Consider the following 21,273-nt stretch of genomic DNA (forward strand, 5'->3'; position numbering starts at 1 on the left):
TTCAGTAGCAATCATTACATTATAGGCAGGTGATTCACATGAATGTTCAATTTAAGAAGGGTGCATTGGAATTATGTGTCTTGGTCTTCACATTGAAAAAGGACCGATATGGATATGAGTTGGTGCACAGCATCTCTGATAAAATCCAAATCGCGGAAGGAACCGTATATCCTTTATTACGACGCTTAACGAATGAAGGCTATTTCGCTACTTATTTAGCGGAATCTAAAGAGGGTCCACCCAGAAAATACTATCAATTGACGAAAGCCGGACGAGAATATCTTGAACAGTTGGTAAAAGAATGGCAGCAATTTTCTGCCAGTGTGAATGAGATTATTGAGGAGGGGATGGACTGATGACCAAACAGCAATTTTTAAACGAACTTAACCGTCTGTTGGTACAGATACCGGAAGGGGAACGAAAGGATATTCTAAGTGATTACGAATCTCATATTGATTCGGCTATAGAAAATGGGAAAACCGAGGAAGAGGCTGTTGCGGATTTAGGCACACCAAAAACGATCGCAGATGAATTAGGAGTATTTGTCCCTACTGACAAACTTAGTGGTTCAAAAAAGGAAGCCACTACAAATGTCGGACCTAACATTTTTGCATTTTTGGGCATGCTCTTGTTTAATCTAATATTCATCATTGGGCCCGTTGTAGGGATCGCTGGCGCTTTTATTGGTCTGTATGCTGCTGCGTTCGCTTGTCTTATAACTCCCATTGGATTTATCATTAATTTATTTACGCACGATACACCAATACTACTTGCGTTCTTCTTTATCCTTGGCACTTTTTCATTTGGGTATCTATTTTTACTTTTGACAAATTTTCTTGCAAAGTGGTTTTTAAAGATAATCCACTGGTACTGGAAACTCAACGTAAAAATCGTGAAAGGGGGTTATTAATTTGAAGAAATATTCTATCGTTGCAGCTATTTTAGGCTTGGTAATTGGGGTAATTGGAGTTGTAGCTTATGGGTATACTCATGATAATTATTCAACCGTCACTATAGATGAAACAAAAACGATCAACGCAAAGGACATAAATAAAATCGTATTGGAATCAAGTTTAGCTAGTGTGCATTTTTCTCCTACAAAATCCGATGATATTACCGTTCATCTCCACGGTGGAACATCGAAAAAGGATCTTGTGTTTTCAGTAAATACAAGCGGTGATACCGCTAAAATAGAAATTCGAAAAAAAAATGATCATCTTTTTCAATTTTCGCCTTTTGGATTCATGACAAATGAACTGCAAGCCGATGTTGAAGTACCACAAAAAATGTACAGTGAACTGAAAGGTCATTCGCAAGCAGGTAGTATTACCGTCGAACAAATTTCAGCCAACCACTTTGATTTGGACTCTTCCGCAGGTAGCATTAAGGCCAATGACTTAAAAGGGGATGTAACTGCTCATTCTTCCGCAGGTAGTATGAAGTTAACCAACATTGAAGGAAAGTTGGATTTAACCGATAGTGCAGGTTCAATTGATGTCCAGTTAAAGGCAATTTCTCATGACATTTACGCCAGTAGCAGTGCCGGTTCCGTTCGGATCGTGACCGAACATCAACCAGAGTCGCTTCAAATGAACCTCCAGACATCTGCTGGTCATGTTGATGTAAATCTGTCAAACGTTTCGTACAATACAAAGGACCGTGACCGTGTCATCGCCTCTATTGGTTCAGGTGGTCCAAAGCTCAAGCTGCAATCCAGCGCCGGTTCCGTATCAGTCAATAAAAAATAGAATTTGATCACTTTCATTTTCCTATCCAAATGAAAGTGATCCCTTCCATGATACCTTGTCGCTGACAGGGTATTGCTTTTTTTTCGTGTCTACCCCGTTTACTATCATCCCCACGTGTTGAGATAATTATTTTTTCAAATTAGGCAAACATTCTTAACCTGTCTATCTGTGTAAAGTGACACCACTTGATAAAAATACTTTTAATGGAGATCATTCTTCTTTGGATTTGGTCGCCATGACCTTACTAGTGCCTGAACTCCTCCAGTAAATGTTTATGACCCTCCTTTTTACCTGCAAGCTTTTCAAGATTCGGATTGTTGTTCAGTAATTGGTAGGCATCCAACTGTGACATTAAGGGTTGAATATGGTGTTCAGGTACAACTATCCCCTTTTTTTTCAAGAGTTCGAAAACACTTTCAGCCATTCTCCTCTACCCCTTTCATGATTTCATTGAAACCTGTCATATGAAAAAATCACGAGGTAATATGGATTATTATACCATTTATACTTAATAATTGTTGTTATTTTCAAAATATTTTGTTTTTAAGAATTATATAATACTAATCTAAAAGGGCTTAAAATCAGCGTTAGTTACTAAAGGAATATCAGAAGCAAGTAAGGTTAAACTATGGAAGGTTACCTATGAAGTGTTAAGGAAAAGGCGGTGTTCTTATGTCAGATTTTATGGAATCAATCGAGTATGAAACGGGTACAACCATTCAGACCTTCAATATTATTGAAGCAAATGAAAATACGGAAGGCTATGAAGTGCTTTTGGATATTGATTTGGATAGCGGTTATGCATTAGAAGGAGTGAAATTGAGAATTACCCACGAAGACTTAGATGCTTATGAAACAAATGATATTCAAGAAGGGGTTAAATATGCATTAGGCTTCTTTGATAATTGCCAACAATATGAGGCAACTGGTATGAAAAAAGAAGAACAGGATAGACAAATAAAAAATACGGAGATCCAAAATCAAACGGAACAAACATTAAAAGAAAAACACTATATTAAAGATTATGACAGGGCATGGGAAGATGACCGCCTTTAATGGAGGCATCTTTCCCTACTCCAAATTTTTATTAATTACCATCGTTTTTCCGATTGGCAAATTATAGTGCTAGGCACCTATAATGCGTTCTTACTACTAAACTTCTATCCATACTCCTTTCTGTATATACTATTTATTTGTCCCTGAATTTTTTAATGTCTTCCCTAAGTATTTTGTTCTCTTTTTGCAGTAATTCCATGTACTTATAATCTGAAATAATCAGGTCTAAAAAAACATTCACTTCACGATCATCATATCCACCAAATAGCTTTTTTTTGAAATCCTTTTCATGAATCATTTCTTTATTTAATACCATATTGTCGTAAACTATTCCTTTTCCAGAAGGGATCTCATCAATGTATAAAAACTTTATTGTTCCCTCATAGAAGTTGATTACAATTCTTTTTCCATTCGTATTTTCCATATGAATCTCTATGCTTTTTATATCTAATGATCTTTCAGGACATAGAGATCTGGCAGATATACTTGTTATAGTATATCCTTCCCCGACTTTAACTTGATAAGCTTTATTCAATTTAGGAAAATCCTTAATAAATTCTTTTAATTGTTCAAATTGCATCGTTGTCCTCCGCTTTGTTTCTTATTGTACTTTGCACTATTAAAAAGCAAAGTTTTCCATTTTTCGCAAGATTCTATCCTTTGTCCTTGCTGTTCAGGAGTCATTTGTCTTTCGCCTGCTTCCATCAACATGAATTCGGATTCTGTCTCAACCTGTTGAATCAGTCGAACCAGTTTATCCGCATCCGTGACTCTCGCTTCTCTAACAACCATTACAAATCCCCCCCTTATTTACTATACTCTAACACCATAAAATGTAAATGGAGATTTTTTATGTAAAAAAATGATCCTTCTATTAGAAGAATCACTAGAACTCAAGCACGGCTTGCAAACGATAGTCCCTTGGTTGCGAGCGCACGGCGGAGCTGTTCTAATGCTTTTGGTCCCATTCCGTGTAGCTGCAAGATTTCTGCCTCACTAACATTGGCGAGCTGCTCAAGCTGCACATATCCAGCCCCTAGAAGTGCTCGTCGTGCTGGCTTAGCTAAATCAGCTGGAATACCAATTTTGTTAATATTTTTGTCCTGTGTCATTATACCTTCTCCCCTCAAAGAAATATTGACCAGCCGTGTTCTTTTACGAACAGAGCTTTTTTTAAAATATTGACGTTTTTGTTATAACTGTTATACTATAAATATAACAAATAACACAAAAGGAGTGTGGAGTATGTGTATCTTACACTTGACTTGGAATCAGAAGAACCAATCTATACACAATTAAAATACCAAATCATAGCTGGCATCGCAAAAAAGGAATTAAGCCCCGGTGAGGGACTGCCCTCTGTAAGGTCGCTGGCAGCTGATCTTGGAATTAATCTTCATACCGTCAACAAAGCTTATCAGCAATTGAAGCAGGAAGGATTTATCTTAATTCATCGACAAAAGGGTGTAGTTGTCAATCCCGATGGGGTTCCGCAAGCCGATGAAGCCTACTGGTCTGAGCTGGAGTCTAAGATCCATCCGCTTATTGCCGAAGCAGTGTGCCGGAATGTTTCCGAAAAAGACTTTTCTCAGCTTTGCAGCCAAATTTTCACAAAGTTTAACATAAAGGATGATGAATCATGAACACTGCCAATTTAATATTTCTCGTTGCGATGATGATTCCGATATTTATTACAGTTATCTTTATCCCTTTCTGGACAAGAAAAACAGAAAGTTTCGGAGTATCAATTCCAGAGAAGGCCTATCACCGTCCTGATATTAAAAAAATGCGCCAAAAATACGCTTGGACGAATGTGTTGCTTGCTCTCATCACTTCTGCTGCCTTTTTGCTTTTAGCAGGTGGGCACGATGAAGATTTCATCGGCATCTTGTTTGCCATATTAATAGGTATCGTTCTAGCTGCTAGTTTTGCCGTGTATCTTGTTTTTCATAAGCAAATGAAGGAATTGAAAAGTAAAAATCAAGATTGGGCGCAAAAACCTCAGTTAGTCATGGTTGATACCGGCTTCCGAAACAAGAAGCTTGCACATTCTAATTATTGGTTTGTCATACCCTTTTTGATTTCGATTGTTGCCGTAGTCATTACTCTTATAAATTATCAACAAATACCTGATAGATACCCCAGTCACTACAACCTTAGCGGCGAAGCCACTGATTGGACACATAAATCATACCGATCAGTGCTGCTTATGCCGATTATGCAAATCTATCTTACACTAGTCTTTTTATTCATTAATACGATTATTTCTAAAGCAAAACAGCAAGTATCCGCCGAGAATCCAGAAGTATCGATCCGACAAAACCTTATTTTTCGCAGAAGATGGTCGCTTTTCACCATCATTATGGGTACGGCATTGGTTAGCATGTTCTTGCTAATCCAGCTTTCAATAATTTATCCGATTAATCAGCAATTATTAATGATTGTACCTCTTGTATTTACTGTTGGGATTCTCGCGTGGACAATCATTTTATCGATAACGACTGGCCAAGGTGGAAGCCGTATCCCAGTAAAAACTGGAAGCGAAAGTGGCACAATTGTTAATCGTGACGATGATCGTTATTGGAAGCTTGGCATGTTCTATTTTAACAAGAACGACCCGGCAATATTTTTAGAGAAGCGTTTTGGGATTGGCTGGACGAATAACTGGGCCCACCCACTTTCGTGGATCATCATACTTGTCATTCTTTTAGTCGCTGTTGGTCTACCGATGCTATTGAGTTAATTTATTTTGATACACGAGGAGATGCGATTATCCCCTAAAACTGTTTGTATTACATCTAATAAATACTATTGAAAAACACCCTTCAGCTTATCTGAAGGGTGTTTCAACAAATCCCACTATCATTTTTCCACCTGATCACCTATTTTAGTCATTAGGATTAATGATGGCCAACACCTGATGGTCTTCCCATTTTCCGTTTATCTTCACATTTTTCACTGCAATTCCTTCTTTATGAAAACCAGATTTCTCTAACACCCGAATTGACCCAATATTATGCGGCATGACGCCAGCTTCTATCCGGTGTAAATTCAATTCATCGAATGCATATGCCACCAACAGTTTCACCGCTTTTGTTGTGAAGCCTTTCCCATTATGCTTTTCATCTAAAAAATAGCCGATGAAGGCACCTTGGAGTGAGCCCCTTAATACTTGAAATAAATTAATCGTACCAATTAAAGTGCCGTCATTTATAAAAATCCCAAAGGTATAGGCTTGATCGTTTCTACGATCTTCTTCATATATTTTTATTCTATTAAGCTGGGTTTCAATCGAATAGAAATCCTCATTCCGTTCCATCGAAAACTTTTCAAAAAAACGACGGTTTTCAGTCTGTAATCTAAGGAGTGCAGCCGCATCATCTTTAGAAAATGACCTTATGTAAATATTTTCACCCTTAATCATTTAATCTTCCTTTCCGTACCATTGTCTATTTCAAATGCAGAACCATATATTCATCGTCATAGTAGACACCGTTTACCCTAATGGATTTTCCCTCTTTCTAGACCGCAACCAGCTAAAAGGAAATTAAGTAATAGTAAGATATATAAGAAATGGATTTTCATTCATACAACCCCAGCACAATTCTCCCTTTATTCATGGTCACCTTTAACTTTAGGAAGTGATTGATAAATTGAATTCTGCTTTAAGACATCAAGAATATTATGAACTAACTTGGTCATTTCCTTGCCATCATCACTCTTATCACATTCAGACCATTCAAAGTGTCGGGACCCACTATTGATCCATACATCCAACTCATAGCTTTCATATGGTTTCTGATTACATTCCTTTGTTAGCTTTTTCTCATTAAGGTAATTCGAATAAACCATCCATTTATAAATGGCGTTCAATTCCTTTTTGGAAAATTGAAAGTCGGAAACGTCAACGAATTCGCCATTCTGTAAATCCTTTTTTAACACCTGTTTCTTTGTATCGATTTCGTTTTTCTTTCCAATCCCATATTTCAGATCGAAAGCAAAATAATCCTCTTTGTCGACATCATGGGAAATGGTTAATAATTCAGGTAGATTCGGACATTCTTCAAGGATGTATTTTGTTTCTGTGTCTGATTCTTGCTTTTGAATACCTTTACAGACATTGGTTGTTACTTCCCCTTGACCAAACTTATCCTTTGTCGTGTCCATTTTTATTGTTAATTTCGCATCATGATAGGTTAAATCATGAAAGATTGGATCGCCTTCAATGGTGTACCGAGTAAGCCTAACCTTATCATCTTTTCCACTATGTACATTTTCAACGAACAGATTTAGTCGGTCAATATTTTCTAACATGCCGTGGATTTCTTTGACCTCGTTATTGTCTGATTGATTATTTGGGCCGTGATTATTAGGCAGGTCACCTGCAGTGCCTTTACCCAATCCGCAGCCTGAGGTAAGGACACTCATTATCGAAATAAAAACAATCAAAGATATCCTTTTGAACACAAGTATACACATCCCTTTTTAGAAAAAGACGAATTAATTCTGAAAAGGTTTCTTGAGTGTGAAAATTATTGCTTATTTTTAATAATAAAGTCTTGAATGGCAGTGATAACTTCTTTTGCAGCATCAATGGATGCTAAAATATCCTCTTTTATTTCTAAACTATGGTCAGCGTTAGGAATAACAACAGTGCTCACACATTCATTATTTTTTATTGAATAAATCCGATCCTCGATAAAATGGTTGTCTTGGTCCCCTATTATACAAAGAGAAGGAAGCTCAGTTTTCAATAGTGCTTGGTATACATTTTCGTTTTTTATTAGAGGAGTTAACCATATTCCAACCGAATTGTGGATGAAATTTTTTTCGGTCCATTCCATTGCCATTGGAATCGTTCCAATCGATTTACTCAACAGGAAACATTGCTCATAGTTTATATCTTTTACTACTTCCCTGACAACAGCCTTTACATCTTCATACATCCAATTCTCTTGTTCTGTTTCGCTAAGCTTTTTAAAATGTTCATTTTTTGCAAATTCATAGTTTACATGAAGAACATCAATCTTATTATTCAAACACACTCCGGTTGCATAATGAAATAGTGGTCGCTTCGTTGTGTAACCAAGCCCTGGAAGCATGATACAGATACTATTATTTGGTTGTTCACTGCGAATCCACTTAAAAGGGATGGTTGAGTACTCATTCCTTTCCACTTGACCTTCTGTTAATTGATACATTTGATTCACCCCTATTTTTGTAAAGACTGTTTTTCATAAGAATTACTCTAACGAAAATCTTATTTCCTCAATCTTCCCGCTTTTCAAAAACCCGACTGTTATTCATTCGGCCCCAAAACCCGATCTCGAATATCCGGCAATTCCCTTTTCTCTATCCGCTTTTCTAATGTGGCTCTCATGCCTGGCGCAAGTAATTCACAGCTTGCAAGCTCGCGCATTTCCACATAATTTGGTTGCTTAGAATGGATAATTTGATTACATTTTTGGATGGTCCATTGCGGAAATGAGCGTTCGACTAAAGTAAATGTTTGCCTCTCCTCTACAACCCCCTCTTGCAAAACACGAAAATACCAACCGGTTCTCCCTGTATTCTGTAGTAACAACGCTAAGTTCTTTACTTTAAATCGGCGCGCCGGCTTCCAGCATGGTTGTCTTGGCTGCGAAACTTGTATGACCGCCTCACCAATTTGAAAAGTATCGCCAATCGAAATCGTTTCCTCAGTTACATGTTCCATGACCAAATTCTCTCCCATGCCACCGGATGATATCTCAGGAATATCTAATTCATTTTGCCAGTAAGGATAATTTTCAAACGAATAAGCAAAAACAGCTTTTTCTGGCCCGCCATGATGTTCCAGATCGCCTTGTCCATCACCAGCTAAACCCGTTTTGCCAACCCAGATTGGACCTTCGACCGGCCCTTTAAAAATGGCACTTGTCCATTCCCGCTCCATTAGATTTGCAGCCTCATTACTTCCAATTGTCTTTGGCATACCGACAAAAACTTTTTTAAGAATAATCCCCACTTTTGTTCCCTCCCGAGAATTAATTTCTTCTTTTTTACTACTAAATTCGGCAATGAGGAAATACATCCCTTCTTACATCACAACTTTTGCAGCCAAAAAGAAAAGATATTTATTTGGTCAAATGTATGATTAGCTATCAACTCCTTATTTTTCTAAATTTATTTTAGGAAAATAATTGAAAATTTTCGAAACATTAACGCTCCTTAATCGTACAATAATTATAAGAGCTAAAAAGGGGGAAGTACGCATGGAATTAGTTTTAATCGTTTGTCTTTCTGTCTATGTCGTTTATTTTCTCATCATGATTCCAGTCCAATATTCTTATATTTCCGAAACGAAGGAGCGATTTAAGGAATTAAATCAATCCCATAATGAAATTTACGATAATATGTCCTTTGAGGAGCAGCAACTGCAATTTAATCTTCAAGGAAATCTACTTAATTTACCTTCCAATATAGTGGCAGCGATCCTTTACAAAATTCGCAATCGATAGCTGAACAAGCAAACGAAAACGCATGGAAATCACATTAACGGGATCGGTTCACGGGGAGAAAACTTAAAATAACATTAGAAAAAGAGGTGCAATTCGCACCTCTTTTATATAGTATTTAGCTTCATAATTAGCATAATAATCAGTATTTTTTCGCCTGTTGATTACTTGGTATAGTAGCTTCCTTTAGAATATTTACTTTCCAAGAAATTATGGTAGTGCTATCTCTGACATTATTTTCTTGGATGTTATTAAACATTGATTTAATGCTTTCTTCATCTTTAGAATTAAAGAAAGAATAATAAATGTTTGTTGGGTTTGAATATGGTACATTAGGGCATTCAATTAGACCATCTGTGGTCAGAAAAAAGCGATTTTCTCCTTGTCTCAATTCTTTTATTCCCACACTGTAACAAGGTACTTCTTGTTCAAAAGTATTAACTTGTCCTATCCATTCATAGAATTGTCTTTGATTTATTTGGTATTGACCTAGTGCAGATAGTTCTGGATGAAATAAATAAAGAACGCAGTCCCCAACAGAAAACCACCAAATATATTTATCTTTTCTAACAACAATTAAACAAGCGGTTTCTCCTTCAACATTTCGGCAAGTAGATAAGAATTCCCTAGATTGAAACATACATAATACCTTTTCTTCTAGCATCTTAAAAGTTTTTTGAGTTGTCGCCATAGATAATAAATGCTTTATTTGAGATTTTTCATTTTCGAACAATTCTAATACTCTTTCGGCACTCTCGGCTGTGTTATGTGCATCTAAAACAATAACGAATTCCCAATCTTCTTTTTCGTTAAACCATACTAGGCATCCATCTTCGTTCTTATATTGTCCTACATTCGAATTGCCGCCATATCGTCCCACAATTATATGATTTATATGCTGAATGTTTACTTTATCTACGAAGTTTTCTTGGCTTCCAACCCAACTAAAATCTTTGAATTCATTATTCATATTGATTGTTCTCTAAAAATGTTTTAATACGATTACAAAGTTCAATAACATCATTGTTGTCACCCATAGGTGCATCTTCCCAATCGTAAACTTCCATCGGTCCCCAATGTTCTTTTGGTGTATTAGGATAACGAGCAACTAGGTGCATATGAAGATGAGGAACAGAATTCCCTGAAACAAGTGAGTAAATATGCTCAGCGTTTTCTGACTCCTTTAGAGCTTTGCTGACTCTAGCCATAATGACACCGAATGCTTTTGCTTCTTCTACTGTCATTTCAGCAAGTGTCGGTGCGTGTCTTTTTAGGTCAATCATAATATGACCTAAATAGTTGGGTTTACCATTTCTATCAATGTGTCCTACATATACATATTCGTCTTCATAAATCATAACTCCAGAAGTTTCAATATTTCCAGCGTGTTTATTGCAAATAAAACATTCTTTCATATGAATTATCCCCTTTTTCAGTATTTATAGAATTATAATATAAAAGGTGTAATATTTGTATAATTTTCTAAATATTTGTATTTCCCTTCAAGAAAAAACACCACCAAGTATGGTGATGTTATCTCAAATTAATTATATCTTTTAAAGAAAATTGCTTACCTGTTATACCTAATCTTTGTGCAGGTGTCACTATTACATCTTTGGTTTTATAAGCTAGACAGAAGTTATAATAGGTGCGAAGTATCGTAAGAACCATTTGAGCATATTTCGGATTAAAATTGGCTTAGATATAACTCTTCCCATCACCACGAGCAGTCGTTAAAGGTCTTTCTAAGATAGACAATCTTCTCCGAATGTGTTGGATGAAAGTATTAGTTGCATTGTCATTTACATTTAATATTAAAGCGGCAATTTCTTTCGGTTCCAGAGAAGAGAGATTTGTTGTACAATCTACCGAACGAAGTCCTCTATCGATTGTTGCAAGTGGATGCAAAATTGGATTGTCTGCATATGCTAGATGTGTTCCAACGGCGGTTACGATTTCTTTACGAAATTTGTGATGTTCGAACAATTCTGCCATCTGCAAGTATGCTAACTTTCTCAATGACCTTGTTCCATAACCACACATTGTTCCCCAATCAATTAAATCTACTCTCGCTTGAACAAACTCCTCACGAGCTTGTTTTCTCGTTTTGGTCTTATCTGTTTGGCAAAGAAAATGATGTGCATCAGAAAGTCTGATTTCCTTCGAAAAGACACGATTGATAGAAGTCATAAGGGAATTATCCTCGTCTGTCACAAAACGCCATTCAGGAGCATTTACAAGCTGTTTGATTAACCAGAGATGTGCAATTGTGGTATAAGTCGAACCAACGTGTAATCCATCTATATATTTCATTCTACGTTCTACCAATGCCAACTCTTTATAATAGTCACTTTTAGATTGTGTATCGTTAGCAGATGGAGGTTGCGGATAATGTGAATACTTAGGATATTGAGCATACTTTTTAGCAAATTCAATAAGATGCTCTTCTTTTTGTAACACCGTATCGAGTGCAATATCACCTAATGTGATTTCCCAATCATAAGCCACGTCGCTTCTAAACACATATCTGGATAAAACATCAGCAGATACAAGAACGTGCGTTGGGAATTGATTTTCTTCAACATCATCGTATCGTCTACCACCCATCCCTTTTTGACGAACATTATTTAGATAATAGGTCATTTTATCGGTGTTCAGCCACATTTCTTTAAACTCTAATCTTTGAAGGGGTTTAGTTTCGTGTCGTTCTAGAAACTCTAAACACCTTCGATAAAGAAACTCTAATTTATCATAATAAGTTCCTCTGCCTATTTCTAAAATCTCACAGGTTCTTGTCACAGGTGTACGACTTAATAGCAATTTAGCGAAAAGGTGGTGAACACCACTTCGTTTTGATTGTAAGTTATTGAGTTATCCCTTTTAGGAGTAAGAGATGTTTTCTTTTTACAAACCTTACACTGCAACCTCTGTGTTCCAAGTCTGCTTTTTCCTTGTTTATAAAATCCGTTTGGTTCAATAAATGGCGTTAACTCTTCTGCGATACAACCGTCTTTATGAAATTCATATTCTTCATCTCTGTCTTGGACAGAATTGATTTGAACCAGCCGCCGTATTTCCTGAGCAACATACCAATTGGATAAGGTAGATGTGTAATTGTTTTTAACGAGACCACTTAGATTTATGCGGTCTAAATAATTGGTATGTTAAAATAGTCGCTAAATTTTAAGTTAAAATGGAGTAAGGTATTGATATATCAATAAAAAAGAGACAACGAATTCATAAGCGAATTGTGTCTCTAATTATTGTTATTTACTGTTTTCTCCCCAACAACCGAACCCGTAAAAATCACATCCATGCATTTTTTTATTATCAACCAAAGAATAGTTATCCGTCCAGCTCATTAGTAAGTAGCTTAATTGCCTCCATCACTTCATTCACATTTACTTCATCATTCATTTCATTTCTGGCATGGAGTAGGACCGGTCTAACAGATTCCACGGAACGCCCAAAACTGTACATCCATTCATAGCGGGGAACCATCCAGGTGTGAAAATGGTGGGTTGTATCTTCATTATAAAAATAGTAAACATGTTCGATTCCCAACACTTCTCGTTGAGCTTTTCTAATTTTTGTTAGGATGTTTATGTAATCAACCTTCTCAGCTTCGGTTAATTCATCAAAACAATTAATATGGCGCTTCGACGCTAAAATGATTAATCCCCTTATTGGGTAAGCGACATCTTGGTGAGCATGGAAATGATCTGTTTCGATGACTACACCTCCATCGGGTTCAATTAATCCACTCGTTAAAGCACAGCTTAAGCATTCTACCTCTACTATATTCCCATTTGATAAGGTTATGTTTCTCACAAAAGATCCTCCTGAATTCTTCTAATCTAGCCTTTAATCAAAAGCTATAAAAAAATTTGCTGCGCCAATAATATCACATTTATATATTAATGCGTGGAAAAACCTTGCCCATTGAATGAGCAAGGTTCTATGTAGGGCTATTAACCTTTTTTATTTTAGCCTGCCTAGTTTTCGGACCGTATTCCTCCATACTATAAAACCACATTCGGCCACGGATATGGTCAAGCCCACCCAATGATTTAGTAAAGAACAAGCTAAATTATCATACGCAGCTACAGCCGGAATGTCTTCGTTAGGTTCACTTTTTCTTTCCTCTACCTTTTCTGGTTTTTTCATGGCCACATCAATAGGTTCAATTTTACTTTCCGTTACCTTTTCGGAAGCCTCCTGCCTTTCAATAGAATGATTGGCATTTTCGGATACGGTCTTCTTTTCAAAAAACAAAAGGGGATCAGTTATTTCCGACATGGACTTCATCACTTCAGATATAACTTTCGTTAATTCGTCTTTGGAAAAATCCCTAACCGAAATATACCCCCTCGAGTCAAGCTTATAGCCATTATGTTTAATGGATTCATCTAACAAATATTTACCGATCACATAGCCATTCCCACTTGGATGTAATTGCGTTGCTAAAACTTGGCCCCGCTGTTTACTTTCCGGATAGACAAAATTTACTCGACCATTACTAATCTTTTTCTCCTTTAACTGAAAAGAACGGAAAATGGCCTTTTTTTCCTCAAAAGATAACATGAAGCTTACTCCCCCTTCGAATAAATTAAACGGTTAATCAACTAGAAAGTATAAATTTTCCAATGTTACCTTTATTATACCAGAATCATTACAGGCTGGTTGGTAAGCTCCCCATATATCAATGAATAAAAAGAGATTGTTTTGAAAAAATCAAATATTTTTTATTGTTCAAATAACTTCTATCTGGTAAGATCGTGTAAAACCTTCAGGGGGGATCTAGTTGATTAAATATCCGCATTTAAAAAAAGGCGCAATAATAGGGGTAACCGCACCATCATCTGGTGTGCCAGTTGAATTACATGACATGTTTAAACTTGCCTTAAGCCGGATGGAGATGAAAGGCTTTAGAATTACCTGTGGAGATACGGTTTGGACGCAAGATAAGGCAAAATCATCCTCGGCTAAAAATCGTGCAGCCGAATTTAATGCCATGATGCATGACGACAATATTGACATCATCATTCCACCATGGGGTGGCGAACTATTAATTGAAATCCTTGAATTAATTAACTTTGAAAACATCAAGCAAAAGTGGGTGCTGGGTTACTCAGATCTAAGTGTATTATTACTAGCAATGACCTTAAAAACAGGTATTGCTACGGCTCATGGAACAAACCTTATAGATTTAAGGGGAGAAAACTCCGATGACACAACAGCCATGTGGCAGGCCGTATTATCAACGAATACGGGTGAATCGGTCCTGCAGCGTTCATCTGTCCTCTATCAAAAAGAATGGCAGCATGATAACCCTTCCCCCTTTGTTTTTCATTTAACGGAAAATACTAATTGGAAAACAGTATCCAATAATAGTGTGAAAATTCAAGGACGGATTCTTGGTGGTTGTATCGACGTAATCAGACATTTAATTGGCACACCATTCGGTGATGTACAAAGTTTTAGGAAAAAGCATCTCAACGGAGAGCCTGTAATCTGGTACTTAGAGAACTGTGAAATGACAACAACAGATTTACGTAGATCACTGGTCCAAATGAAGTTAGCTGGCTGGTTTGAACATTGTTCAGGCATTATGTTTGGGCGCAGTGCCGCGAACATGCCGGTCGGGAATTATACAGCGGAAGATGTTTATCAAAACCTTGCTGATGAGTTGGAAATAGCGATTATTTATGATATTGATTGCGGTCATGTGCCACCGCAAATTACATTTATTAATGGTGCTTATGCTGAGGTAGAAGTTGAAGAAGGCAAAGGAACTATTTTACAGTATTTTCATTCATAAACTACTGAAAAGAACGAAAAAAATTAAGGGAATCTTGATTGGTTTTCTTCAGAGATACACACAATACCATCACAATGTCGAACACACGAGATTTCATATGAAATTTCGTGTGTTTTTTGTTGAGACAACAAATTTTTTAGAGGGTTTTTATTATTATTAGGTGTGTTTCCCTTTTTCTTGCCTTCACAAATCGCTTTTACACTACCGAATCCCTCTCCTCTACTTGATCCACTTCGACGGCAACAGAGCATCAAACCCGATGTTTTACGAATATTTGTGTACTTTCGATACAAAATACAGATAAGATTCATATTTTACCATCGTTAACTGGCGGCTTCTTTTTTTATCATTTGTTGATTGAAAATGTCTATCGCTGGCGCGCAAGGAGAAAATAGGTGAATGAGTTTGAAAAAATTTAATAAAGAAAAGATTTTTACATTCATAAAAGTTATTATTCCACTGATTTTGTTAGCTTTTGCTGTCTATGAAATAAAAAAGTTTACCGGAAATGTAAATGTTCATTTGCTTCGTCGTGAAGTTAGTCACTTGCATTTGGCAAAACTGATCTTGATTCTATTCATTACTTTTTGTGCTATTTCCCCGATGTTTTTCTACGATGTTTGTTTAGCAAAAATATTAGGGATTAAAGTACCGTTAAAAGAGCTGTTGAAAAAGTCATTTATTGCGAATACCTTTGCAAACTTCATTGGGTTTGGAGGTCTCGCTGGTGCCACACTAAGAACCTATTTCTATCATGAATATGAACCAGACAAGAAAAGACTGGTGAAGATAATTGCTTCTGTTTCTCTTTACTTCCTTACCGGTATCTCCTTGCTTTCCTGGATTGTCCTGGTTGGATATAGAGGCTTTCCTCTCCTTCATGATAAAAAATGGCTTTTTTGGGGCATCGTTGCCGTAAGTTTATATCTGCCAATTTTTTTCGTAGTCTTTCTCATACAACGGAAAAAAGCGGCTGATTTCATTATCGATTGGGGAATGGCATTAAGACTCCTTTTCGTTTCTTTATTTGAATGGATCACCGCTTTTCTTGTCATTTGGCTATTATGTATGATTTTGAACATTCCTATTGATTTTGATGACCTAATTCCTGTTTTTATTGTCGCTTCCTGTGCAGGTATTATCAGTATGATTCCGGGAGGCTTTGGCTCATTCGACTTAGTTTTCATTTGGGGTACTCAGCTCTTGGCGGTTCCGGAAGAGAAAGTGCTTATCCTGCTGCTCTTTTATCGCATTGGATATTTTATTCTTCCATTTTTAGTGGGGGTAGTTTTATTCGTCAAGGTTCTTTGGGGCCGGTGGAATCAATTATGGAACCATGTTCCTGATGCCATCCTAGTGAGGACTAGCCATATCCTGTTAACATTCTTGGTATTTCTATCTGGACTTGTTTTGCTTCTTTCTGCAGCAGTACCAGGAATTATTGGAAGGTTAAAGATTGCACAAGAATTTTTATCCTTTCCCATTATGAATATTTCTCATCATCTTTCTGTTGCAACTGGCTTTATCCTACTCGGTTTATCCCGAGGGATTCAGTACAAAGAGAAACGGGCATACCACATCACGATTGTTGTCTTGTTTTTTGCTGCCTTATTTACTTTCATTAAAGGATTGGATTATGAGGAAGCATTGTATCTTCTAATTGTTATCGTACTATTGAGAATTTCAAAAAGACGTTTTTACAGAGTGCGTTTTGTTTTAAGCTGGGGCAAAACTATTTTTGATATCGGTATGTTTGTCGTAATTACCTTAATGTTTGTTTTAATCGGATATTTCAATTTGCCCACCTCTGAAATCAAATTGCACCCAAAGCTAGCGCCCTATGTGATTAAAGATTATCAAGATTTATTTAAGAGTGCGTTAATCGGCTTGTTTATCGCCTTGGTTCTTTTTTTCATCGGCTATTTGTTTAGAAGGGATAAAAAATGGGTGCTGGAAAAATCCCTTTCTCAGGATGAAAAAATAATGAAACATTTGGATCAATATAATGGAACGGTCCTGACCCATTTAATCTTTTTACATGATAAATATATTTATTGGAATAAAAAGGACAACGTCATGTTTGCTTATCAGCTATTTGCCGACAAACTTGTGGTCCTCGGTGACCCGGTTGGAGACCGAGACGAATTGCCACTAGCCATAGAAGAATTCCGAGAAAAGTCCGATCTTCATGGGTATACACCTGTTTTTTACGAGGTCAGCGAGAAAATGCTCCCATATCTGCATGAAAACGGTTATGACTTTTTCAAGCTTGGCGAGGAGGCTTATGTTGATTTAAACAGCTTTTCATTTAGTGGAAAAAAAATGAAGGGAGCAAGGGCAGTAAAAAACAAGTTTGAACGAGAGAATTATCAATTTGAGATTGTCAGCCCTCCCTTTGATAAAGATATCATGAATGAGCTTAGGGAAATATCAGAAGAATGGCTTCAAGGAAGAACGGAAAAGGGTTTTTCCCTCGGTTTTTTTGATGAGGAATACCTCAATAAAGCTGAGATTGCCGTTGTTAAAGCTAATGGAACGAAGATCCTTGGATTCGTAAGCTTAATGCCCGTTTATGATCAAAAACAAACCATCTCTTTGGACCTGATGCGGTTCAGGAAGGATGCGCCTTCTGGAACAATGGACTTTGTTTTTCTATCATTATTTGAATGGGCAAAAGAACAAGAATATAAATACTTCAATATCGGGATGGCACCTCTATCGAATGTGGGACTTTCAAGGTATTCATTTTTAAGTGAAAAAATAGCTTCGCAAATCTTTTTGCATGGACAATTTCTCTATTCTTTTCAAGGATTAAGAAAATTCAAAGAGAAATATGCCGATAGGTGGCATCCAAAATATTTAGCCTATCGAAGAAAATCTTCTTTGCCTATTACAATGACACAAATCACTTTATTGATTGGAAAGAAAAGACCAAAATTGAAACAAGACTCATGATTCTTTTATTTTTGCGAACAAAATAGATTGGCGGAAATCGCAACTACTATTTTTCCAATTCTTAAACCAAGAAAGATTGGCTTTTCGAGCCAATCTTTCTTGGTTTTTAGAAGTTTTGGTGACTGAACCTAAACTGATCCATTTTCTTTGACTTCGATGTAGACATTTTGGACCAAACGAAATATTTCTAACACAAGGATATTTAAGCTTAACCAAACCCCGCCAAATACATATCCTGCTACGATATCACTAGGGTGTTGAACACCAAAAAAGATACGGCTAACTGCTATAAGCAGTAATAAAAGTAGGGCCCCAGCAACGGCTACTGTATGATATCGTACACTCCGGGTGTATCGAATGAACATAAAAATAGCAAAGCCATAGATAACAAATACCATTAACGACTGTTCACTTGGAAATTTATCAATCAATCGTTCTGCCGAAGTTTTATTAATAGCAGCCCAGCTATGAAAAATACTTCTTAAGCTTACTTCAAATAATTCTCCTCCTGAGACAATAAGCAGCCATGCCAATGTTTCAAGAACTTTGTTCCTACCCTTCCATAAGATCCATATTAAGGTAAAAAAACATACGCAAAATAGAACTCTTGAGGTGCCCATATAAAAGAAGGTCTGCATAAAAGTAGTCCAATGTTTATCAAAGGTTGCCGGAACCAAATAGGTAATTGTTTCATCAAATTCTTGAAATTCATTAGATAAAAAACTTCGAATAATTTCAATCATCAGAACGCTAAGCACAAGTGTGATCACAGCAGTGAAGACAATAAATATCCCTGTTCGCTTCCTTGACCTAAATAATTTCATCACACGGCTAATCGCTAAAATAGCTGTACCTTTAATTTGTTCTTTCTTCGTCCGGTACAGATAAACAATGACCAAAATGCACAGAACTATAATCACACCAATTAACAGGTATTTTTTTATTGAGGTATGAAATTGATCCCATTTTGGCCCAAGAATTTTCCCGATGGAAATAAAAGTGGAAACCCAGATAAATGCACCACTATAGGCAAATAAAGCGTATGTACTAAACCTAAGTCTCGTAATCCCTGAAAAATAGCCAGTAAAATGTCTTATACCAGGGATAAAGTAAGCAACAATAAGTAATTTATTCCCAAACTTACCAAACCATCTTGATGTACTTTCTATTCGTTCTGGTCCCATGTGAAATCTCTTACCATATTTTTCAAAAAAAACTGTACCAAATTTTAAACCAAGCCAATAACTAATCGTCATGCCGACTAAACTCCCGATACCAGCTACCAAAATACTTGTGAACCATCCCAAGTGTCCTTGATAGACAAGAAACCCTGCATAACTCATAATGAGTTCTCCCGGTAATGGCAGGGCAAGTAATTCAAGTGTTAGCGCGATAAATAACACTATGTATCCATACTGATCCACATAAGATGTAATGTCCCCCACAGACAACCCTCACTTTTATCATTATATTAAAAGTATTTTCCAGCATTTGATTAACAATACCGATGTATAGCGATCATTTCAACAATACTTTTCTTGACTTCATAAATGCTTTCGTCTTTATTCCTATTGATAAAAAAAATTCACCTATAAAATTGAATTTGTTTTTTCTAATTTTCAACCAGCAGAAAGGTGGCACTGGAGTGACAAATAATAAATTGCCTCCAAGTTTTTCAAAATATTCCTTTCAAAAATATTCAATATTAATTATGATAGGAGAAATGAAAAAAATTGAAGGGAAATGTAACCATGTGGGATAAAGTACGAGCTTGGATGGAAAAACTGTCACCTGCCCAGGTTATTACAGGATATTATTTACTTGCAGTAACAATATCAATTCTATTATTTTGCATCCCTGCTGTCCATAAACCTGGGGTCAAAGTGGCATTTATTGATACAGTCTTTACAGCTGTCAGTGTGGTTAGTGACACAGGTCTGACTGTATTTGATATATCGAATACATATAGCACATTTGGGTATTTTGTCATTATGATTGTATTGCAATTCGCGGGTATTGGCATTATGGCCATTAGCACTTTTTTTTGGATGCTTTTGGGCCGAAAAATTGGATTGCGTGAACGGCGTCTCATAATGGTTGACAATAATCAGTTCGCATTATCCGGACTCGTTGTACTAGTGAAAGAAATCATTAAGATGATTCTCCTTATTGAGCTTGTAGGGGGAATCATTCTCGGGTTCCATTTCTTGAAATATTATCCGACTTGGAGTGATGCTTTTCTTCACGGCTTGTTTGCATCTGTTAGTGCAACAACAAATGCTGGAATGGATATAACCGGCCAGTCTCATGCTCCATATGCTAGTGATTATTTTGTGCAACTGATAAATATCATACAAATTATTCTTGGCGCCATAGGGTTCCCGGTATTAATTGAAGTGAAGGCCTATTTATTTAGGAAAAAGACAGAGCTTGGACACCCTTTCCGCTTTTCATTATTTACAAAGCTGGCGACATCAACGTATGGAATTCTTCTCGTTTTAGGGACGCTCTTTATTTTTTTCTTTGAATTCCAACATTATTTTAAGGATATGACGTGGCATAAATCGTTTTTCTATGCCTTTTTTCAAGCAGCATCGACAAGAAGTGCCGGGATCACGACAATGGATATTAACGATTTTTCGATGCCGACACTCTTGGTTATGAGTATTTTTATGTTTATTGGTGGTTCCCCAAACTCTGTAGGCGGGGGAATCCGGACGACAACCTTTGCTCTAAATATGTTATTTGTATTTCACTTTGCGAGAGGAAATCGTGATATCAAAATCTTTAATCGCGAGCTTCATCCAGATGATATTTTGAAATCATTGGCGATTACGTTTTTAGCCCTTGTCATGTGCTTTATTTCGGTTGTCGCTTTAAGCGTTTCTGATAAACAGCATCAGCTTATTGCTATTTTTTTTGAGGTTTGCTCTGCCTTCGGTACAGTCGGCATGTCTACTGGGATTACCCCGGATCTTAGTATTTTTGGGAAAAGCATTCTGATGATTTTGATGTTCATTGGAAGAATCGGTTTAACTTCCTTCTTATTTATTATTGGTGGCAATAAAAAGAAATCAAAATATAATTATCCAAAAGAAAGAGTGATTACAGGTTAATGAGAAAAGCTGAAGCGCCTCTCCAAAGGGCGACAAGCATAGGACGAGCCAGTGAGAGGTTGCTTTTTAACCTCCTTGCC

At 36.7% G+C, this 21,273-nt stretch carries 24 protein-coding genes; 10 read left to right on the forward strand and 14 right to left on the reverse strand.

The window, feature by feature from the left end; genetic code table 11:
* Positions 1-38 precede the first annotated feature (38 nt).
* Genes RTR43_RS11520 through RTR43_RS11530 form a run of 3 tightly spaced genes read left to right on the forward strand, consistent with a single transcriptional unit; the run spans position 39 to position 1,748 of the window.
* On the forward strand, positions 39-356 hold the full coding sequence (locus tag RTR43_RS11520) for a PadR family transcriptional regulator (RefSeq protein ID WP_312472039.1): 318 nt from the start codon (positions 39-41) through the stop codon (positions 354-356).
* Positions 356-910, forward strand: a complete 555-nt coding sequence (locus RTR43_RS11525) for an HAAS signaling domain-containing protein (RefSeq protein WP_312472041.1) — start codon at positions 356-358, stop codon at positions 908-910. Before RTR43_RS11520 ends, RTR43_RS11525 begins: the two co-directional genes overlap by 1 nt.
* Before the next feature lies 1 nt (position 911).
* Positions 912-1,748, forward strand: a complete 837-nt coding sequence (locus RTR43_RS11530; RefSeq protein WP_312472043.1) for a DUF4097 family beta strand repeat-containing protein — start codon at positions 912-914, stop codon at positions 1,746-1,748.
* A 244-nt stretch (positions 1,749-1,992) separates the two neighbouring features.
* Here the strand turns inward: RTR43_RS11530 and RTR43_RS11535 are convergent, their stop codons facing one another.
* Positions 1,993-2,172 (reverse strand): hypothetical protein, encoded by a 180-nt coding sequence (locus tag RTR43_RS11535; RefSeq protein ID WP_312472045.1) that lies wholly within the window; start codon positions 2,170-2,172, stop codon positions 1,993-1,995.
* Between the two features lie 248 nt (positions 2,173-2,420).
* Here RTR43_RS11535 and RTR43_RS11540 point away from each other — a divergent pair, with 248 nt between their 5' ends.
* Positions 2,421-2,804 carry a hypothetical protein gene (locus tag RTR43_RS11540; RefSeq protein WP_312472047.1) on the forward strand — a complete coding sequence of 128 codons (384 nt, stop codon included), beginning with the start codon at positions 2,421-2,423 and terminating at the stop codon, positions 2,802-2,804.
* A 133-nt stretch (positions 2,805-2,937) separates the two neighbouring features.
* Here RTR43_RS11540 and RTR43_RS11545 read toward each other — a convergent pair whose 3' ends face one another.
* The 3 genes from RTR43_RS11545 to RTR43_RS11555 form a co-directional block, all read right to left on the reverse strand.
* The gene (locus tag RTR43_RS11545; protein WP_312472049.1) at positions 2,938-3,384 is read right to left on the reverse strand and encodes a DivIVA domain-containing protein; all 447 of its coding nucleotides are present in this window, start codon (positions 3,382-3,384) and stop codon (positions 2,938-2,940) included.
* Positions 3,366-3,596 (reverse strand): hypothetical protein, encoded by a 231-nt coding sequence (locus RTR43_RS11550; RefSeq protein WP_312472051.1) that lies wholly within the window; start codon positions 3,594-3,596, stop codon positions 3,366-3,368. Before RTR43_RS11550 ends, RTR43_RS11545 begins: the two co-directional genes overlap by 19 nt.
* A 101-nt stretch (positions 3,597-3,697) precedes the next feature.
* Positions 3,698-3,916, reverse strand: coding sequence for a helix-hairpin-helix domain-containing protein (locus RTR43_RS11555; protein ID WP_312472053.1), 219 nt, complete (start codon positions 3,914-3,916; stop codon positions 3,698-3,700).
* A gap of 135 nt (positions 3,917-4,051) precedes the next feature.
* Here RTR43_RS11555 and RTR43_RS11560 point away from each other — a divergent pair, with 135 nt between their 5' ends.
* Together RTR43_RS11560 and RTR43_RS11565 are read left to right on the forward strand one after the other, a co-directional pair.
* The gene (locus RTR43_RS11560) at positions 4,052-4,447 is read left to right on the forward strand and encodes a GntR family transcriptional regulator (RefSeq protein WP_312472055.1); all 396 of its coding nucleotides are present in this window, start codon (positions 4,052-4,054) and stop codon (positions 4,445-4,447) included.
* Positions 4,444-5,547 (forward strand): DUF1648 domain-containing protein, encoded by a 1,104-nt coding sequence (locus RTR43_RS11565; protein ID WP_312472057.1) that lies wholly within the window; start codon positions 4,444-4,446, stop codon positions 5,545-5,547. The genes RTR43_RS11560 and RTR43_RS11565 overlap by 4 nt, the downstream gene beginning before the upstream one ends.
* A gap of 144 nt (positions 5,548-5,691) precedes the next feature.
* Here the strand turns inward: RTR43_RS11565 and RTR43_RS11570 are convergent, their stop codons facing one another.
* The 4 genes from RTR43_RS11570 to RTR43_RS11585 form a co-directional block, all read right to left on the reverse strand.
* Positions 5,692-6,228, reverse strand: coding sequence for a GNAT family N-acetyltransferase (locus RTR43_RS11570; RefSeq protein WP_312472059.1), 537 nt, complete (start codon positions 6,226-6,228; stop codon positions 5,692-5,694).
* A gap of 188 nt (positions 6,229-6,416) precedes the next feature.
* Positions 6,417-7,271, reverse strand: coding sequence for a DUF4362 domain-containing protein (locus RTR43_RS11575; protein ID WP_312472061.1), 855 nt, complete (start codon positions 7,269-7,271; stop codon positions 6,417-6,419).
* A gap of 65 nt (positions 7,272-7,336) precedes the next feature.
* Positions 7,337-8,005, reverse strand: a complete 669-nt coding sequence (locus tag RTR43_RS11580; RefSeq protein WP_312472062.1) for an alpha/beta family hydrolase — start codon at positions 8,003-8,005, stop codon at positions 7,337-7,339.
* Positions 8,006-8,103: 98 nt separating this feature from the next.
* Positions 8,104-8,811 carry an MOSC domain-containing protein gene (locus RTR43_RS11585; RefSeq protein ID WP_312472063.1) on the reverse strand — a complete coding sequence of 236 codons (708 nt, stop codon included), beginning with the start codon at positions 8,809-8,811 and terminating at the stop codon, positions 8,104-8,106.
* Positions 8,812-9,058: 247 nt separating this feature from the next.
* Here RTR43_RS11585 and RTR43_RS11590 point away from each other — a divergent pair, with 247 nt between their 5' ends.
* A complete protein-coding gene (locus RTR43_RS11590) occupies positions 9,059-9,304 on the forward strand; it encodes a DUF3949 domain-containing protein (RefSeq protein WP_312472064.1) in 246 nt (81 codons plus the stop codon).
* A gap of 139 nt (positions 9,305-9,443) precedes the next feature.
* On the opposite strand, the gene RTR43_RS11595 is transcribed toward RTR43_RS11590, so the two are convergent.
* The 5 genes from RTR43_RS11595 to RTR43_RS11615 form a co-directional block, all read right to left on the reverse strand.
* On the reverse strand, positions 9,444-10,271 hold the full coding sequence (locus tag RTR43_RS11595) for a PP2C family serine/threonine-protein phosphatase (protein WP_312472065.1): 828 nt from the start codon (positions 10,269-10,271) through the stop codon (positions 9,444-9,446).
* On the reverse strand, positions 10,264-10,716 hold the full coding sequence (locus RTR43_RS11600) for an HIT family protein (protein ID WP_312472067.1): 453 nt from the start codon (positions 10,714-10,716) through the stop codon (positions 10,264-10,266). The genes RTR43_RS11595 and RTR43_RS11600 overlap by 8 nt, the downstream gene beginning before the upstream one ends.
* A gap of 283 nt (positions 10,717-10,999) precedes the next feature.
* The gene (locus RTR43_RS11605; RefSeq protein ID WP_312472068.1) at positions 11,000-12,100 is read right to left on the reverse strand and encodes a hypothetical protein; all 1,101 of its coding nucleotides are present in this window, start codon (positions 12,098-12,100) and stop codon (positions 11,000-11,002) included.
* 546 nt (positions 12,101-12,646) lie between these two features.
* Positions 12,647-13,132: an HIT family protein gene (locus tag RTR43_RS11610; RefSeq protein ID WP_312472069.1), complete on the reverse strand. Its 486-nt coding sequence runs from the start codon at positions 13,130-13,132 to the stop codon at positions 12,647-12,649.
* 150 nt (positions 13,133-13,282) lie between these two features.
* A complete protein-coding gene (locus tag RTR43_RS11615) occupies positions 13,283-13,885 on the reverse strand; it encodes a hypothetical protein (RefSeq protein WP_312472070.1) in 603 nt (200 codons plus the stop codon).
* Positions 13,886-14,105: 220 nt separating this feature from the next.
* Here RTR43_RS11615 and RTR43_RS11620 point away from each other — a divergent pair, with 220 nt between their 5' ends.
* Both RTR43_RS11620 and mprF read left to right on the forward strand, forming a co-directional pair.
* Positions 14,106-15,122: a S66 family peptidase gene (locus tag RTR43_RS11620; RefSeq protein ID WP_312472072.1), complete on the forward strand. Its 1,017-nt coding sequence runs from the start codon at positions 14,106-14,108 to the stop codon at positions 15,120-15,122.
* Positions 15,123-15,521: 399 nt separating this feature from the next.
* Complete coding sequence (mprF, locus tag RTR43_RS11625) at positions 15,522-18,077, forward strand: bifunctional lysylphosphatidylglycerol flippase/synthetase MprF (RefSeq protein ID WP_312472073.1); 2,556 nt, start codon at positions 15,522-15,524, stop codon at positions 18,075-18,077.
* A gap of 128 nt (positions 18,078-18,205) precedes the next feature.
* Here the strand turns inward: mprF and RTR43_RS11630 are convergent, their stop codons facing one another.
* Entirely contained in the window at positions 18,206-19,522 is a 1,317-nt protein-coding gene (locus RTR43_RS11630) for a VTT domain-containing protein (RefSeq protein ID WP_312472075.1), read from the reverse strand.
* Positions 19,523-19,828: 306 nt separating this feature from the next.
* Here RTR43_RS11630 and RTR43_RS11635 point away from each other — a divergent pair, with 306 nt between their 5' ends.
* Positions 19,829-21,193, forward strand: coding sequence for a TrkH family potassium uptake protein (locus RTR43_RS11635; RefSeq protein WP_312472128.1), 1,365 nt, complete (start codon positions 19,829-19,831; stop codon positions 21,191-21,193).
* Positions 21,194-21,273: the final 80 nt, after the last annotated feature.

Origin of the sequence: Neobacillus sp. (genome assembly GCF_031988165.1) — a bacterium.
Lineage (GTDB): Bacteria > Bacillota > Bacilli > Bacillales > Cytobacillaceae > Neobacillus > Neobacillus rhizosphaerae.

What these genes read in the sequence shown, in the direction of transcription:
- RTR43_RS11590 (WP_312472064.1), top strand. Translation starts at nt 9,059, where the DNA reads ATGGAATTAGTTTTAATCGTTTGTCTTTCTGTCTATGTCGTTTATTTT.
- RTR43_RS11520 (WP_312472039.1), top strand. Translation starts at nt 39, where the DNA reads ATGAATGTTCAATTTAAGAAGGGTGCATTGGAATTATGTGTCTTGGTC.
- RTR43_RS11595 (WP_312472065.1), bottom strand. Translation starts at nt 10,271, where the DNA reads ATGAATAATGAATTCAAAGATTTTAGTTGGGTTGGAAGCCAAGAAAAC.
- RTR43_RS11540 (WP_312472047.1), top strand. Translation starts at nt 2,421, where the DNA reads ATGTCAGATTTTATGGAATCAATCGAGTATGAAACGGGTACAACCATT.
- RTR43_RS11535 (WP_312472045.1), bottom strand. Translation starts at nt 2,172, where the DNA reads ATGGCTGAAAGTGTTTTCGAACTCTTGAAAAAAAAGGGGATAGTTGTA.
- RTR43_RS11550 (WP_312472051.1), bottom strand. Translation starts at nt 3,596, where the DNA reads ATGGTTGTTAGAGAAGCGAGAGTCACGGATGCGGATAAACTGGTTCGA.
- RTR43_RS11600 (WP_312472067.1), bottom strand. Translation starts at nt 10,716, where the DNA reads ATGAAAGAATGTTTTATTTGCAATAAACACGCTGGAAATATTGAAACT.
- mprF (WP_312472073.1), top strand. Translation starts at nt 15,522, where the DNA reads ATGAGTTTGAAAAAATTTAATAAAGAAAAGATTTTTACATTCATAAAA.
- RTR43_RS11580 (WP_312472062.1), bottom strand. Translation starts at nt 8,005, where the DNA reads ATGTATCAATTAACAGAAGGTCAAGTGGAAAGGAATGAGTACTCAACC.
- RTR43_RS11615 (WP_312472070.1), bottom strand. Translation starts at nt 13,885, where the DNA reads ATGTTATCTTTTGAGGAAAAAAAGGCCATTTTCCGTTCTTTTCAGTTA.
- RTR43_RS11570 (WP_312472059.1), bottom strand. Translation starts at nt 6,228, where the DNA reads ATGATTAAGGGTGAAAATATTTACATAAGGTCATTTTCTAAAGATGAT.
- RTR43_RS11565 (WP_312472057.1), top strand. Translation starts at nt 4,444, where the DNA reads ATGAACACTGCCAATTTAATATTTCTCGTTGCGATGATGATTCCGATA.
- RTR43_RS11545 (WP_312472049.1), bottom strand. Translation starts at nt 3,384, where the DNA reads ATGCAATTTGAACAATTAAAAGAATTTATTAAGGATTTTCCTAAATTG.
- RTR43_RS11635 (WP_312472128.1), top strand. Translation starts at nt 19,829, where the DNA reads ATGTGGGATAAAGTACGAGCTTGGATGGAAAAACTGTCACCTGCCCAG.
- RTR43_RS11525 (WP_312472041.1), top strand. Translation starts at nt 356, where the DNA reads ATGACCAAACAGCAATTTTTAAACGAACTTAACCGTCTGTTGGTACAG.
- RTR43_RS11555 (WP_312472053.1), bottom strand. Translation starts at nt 3,916, where the DNA reads ATGACACAGGACAAAAATATTAACAAAATTGGTATTCCAGCTGATTTA.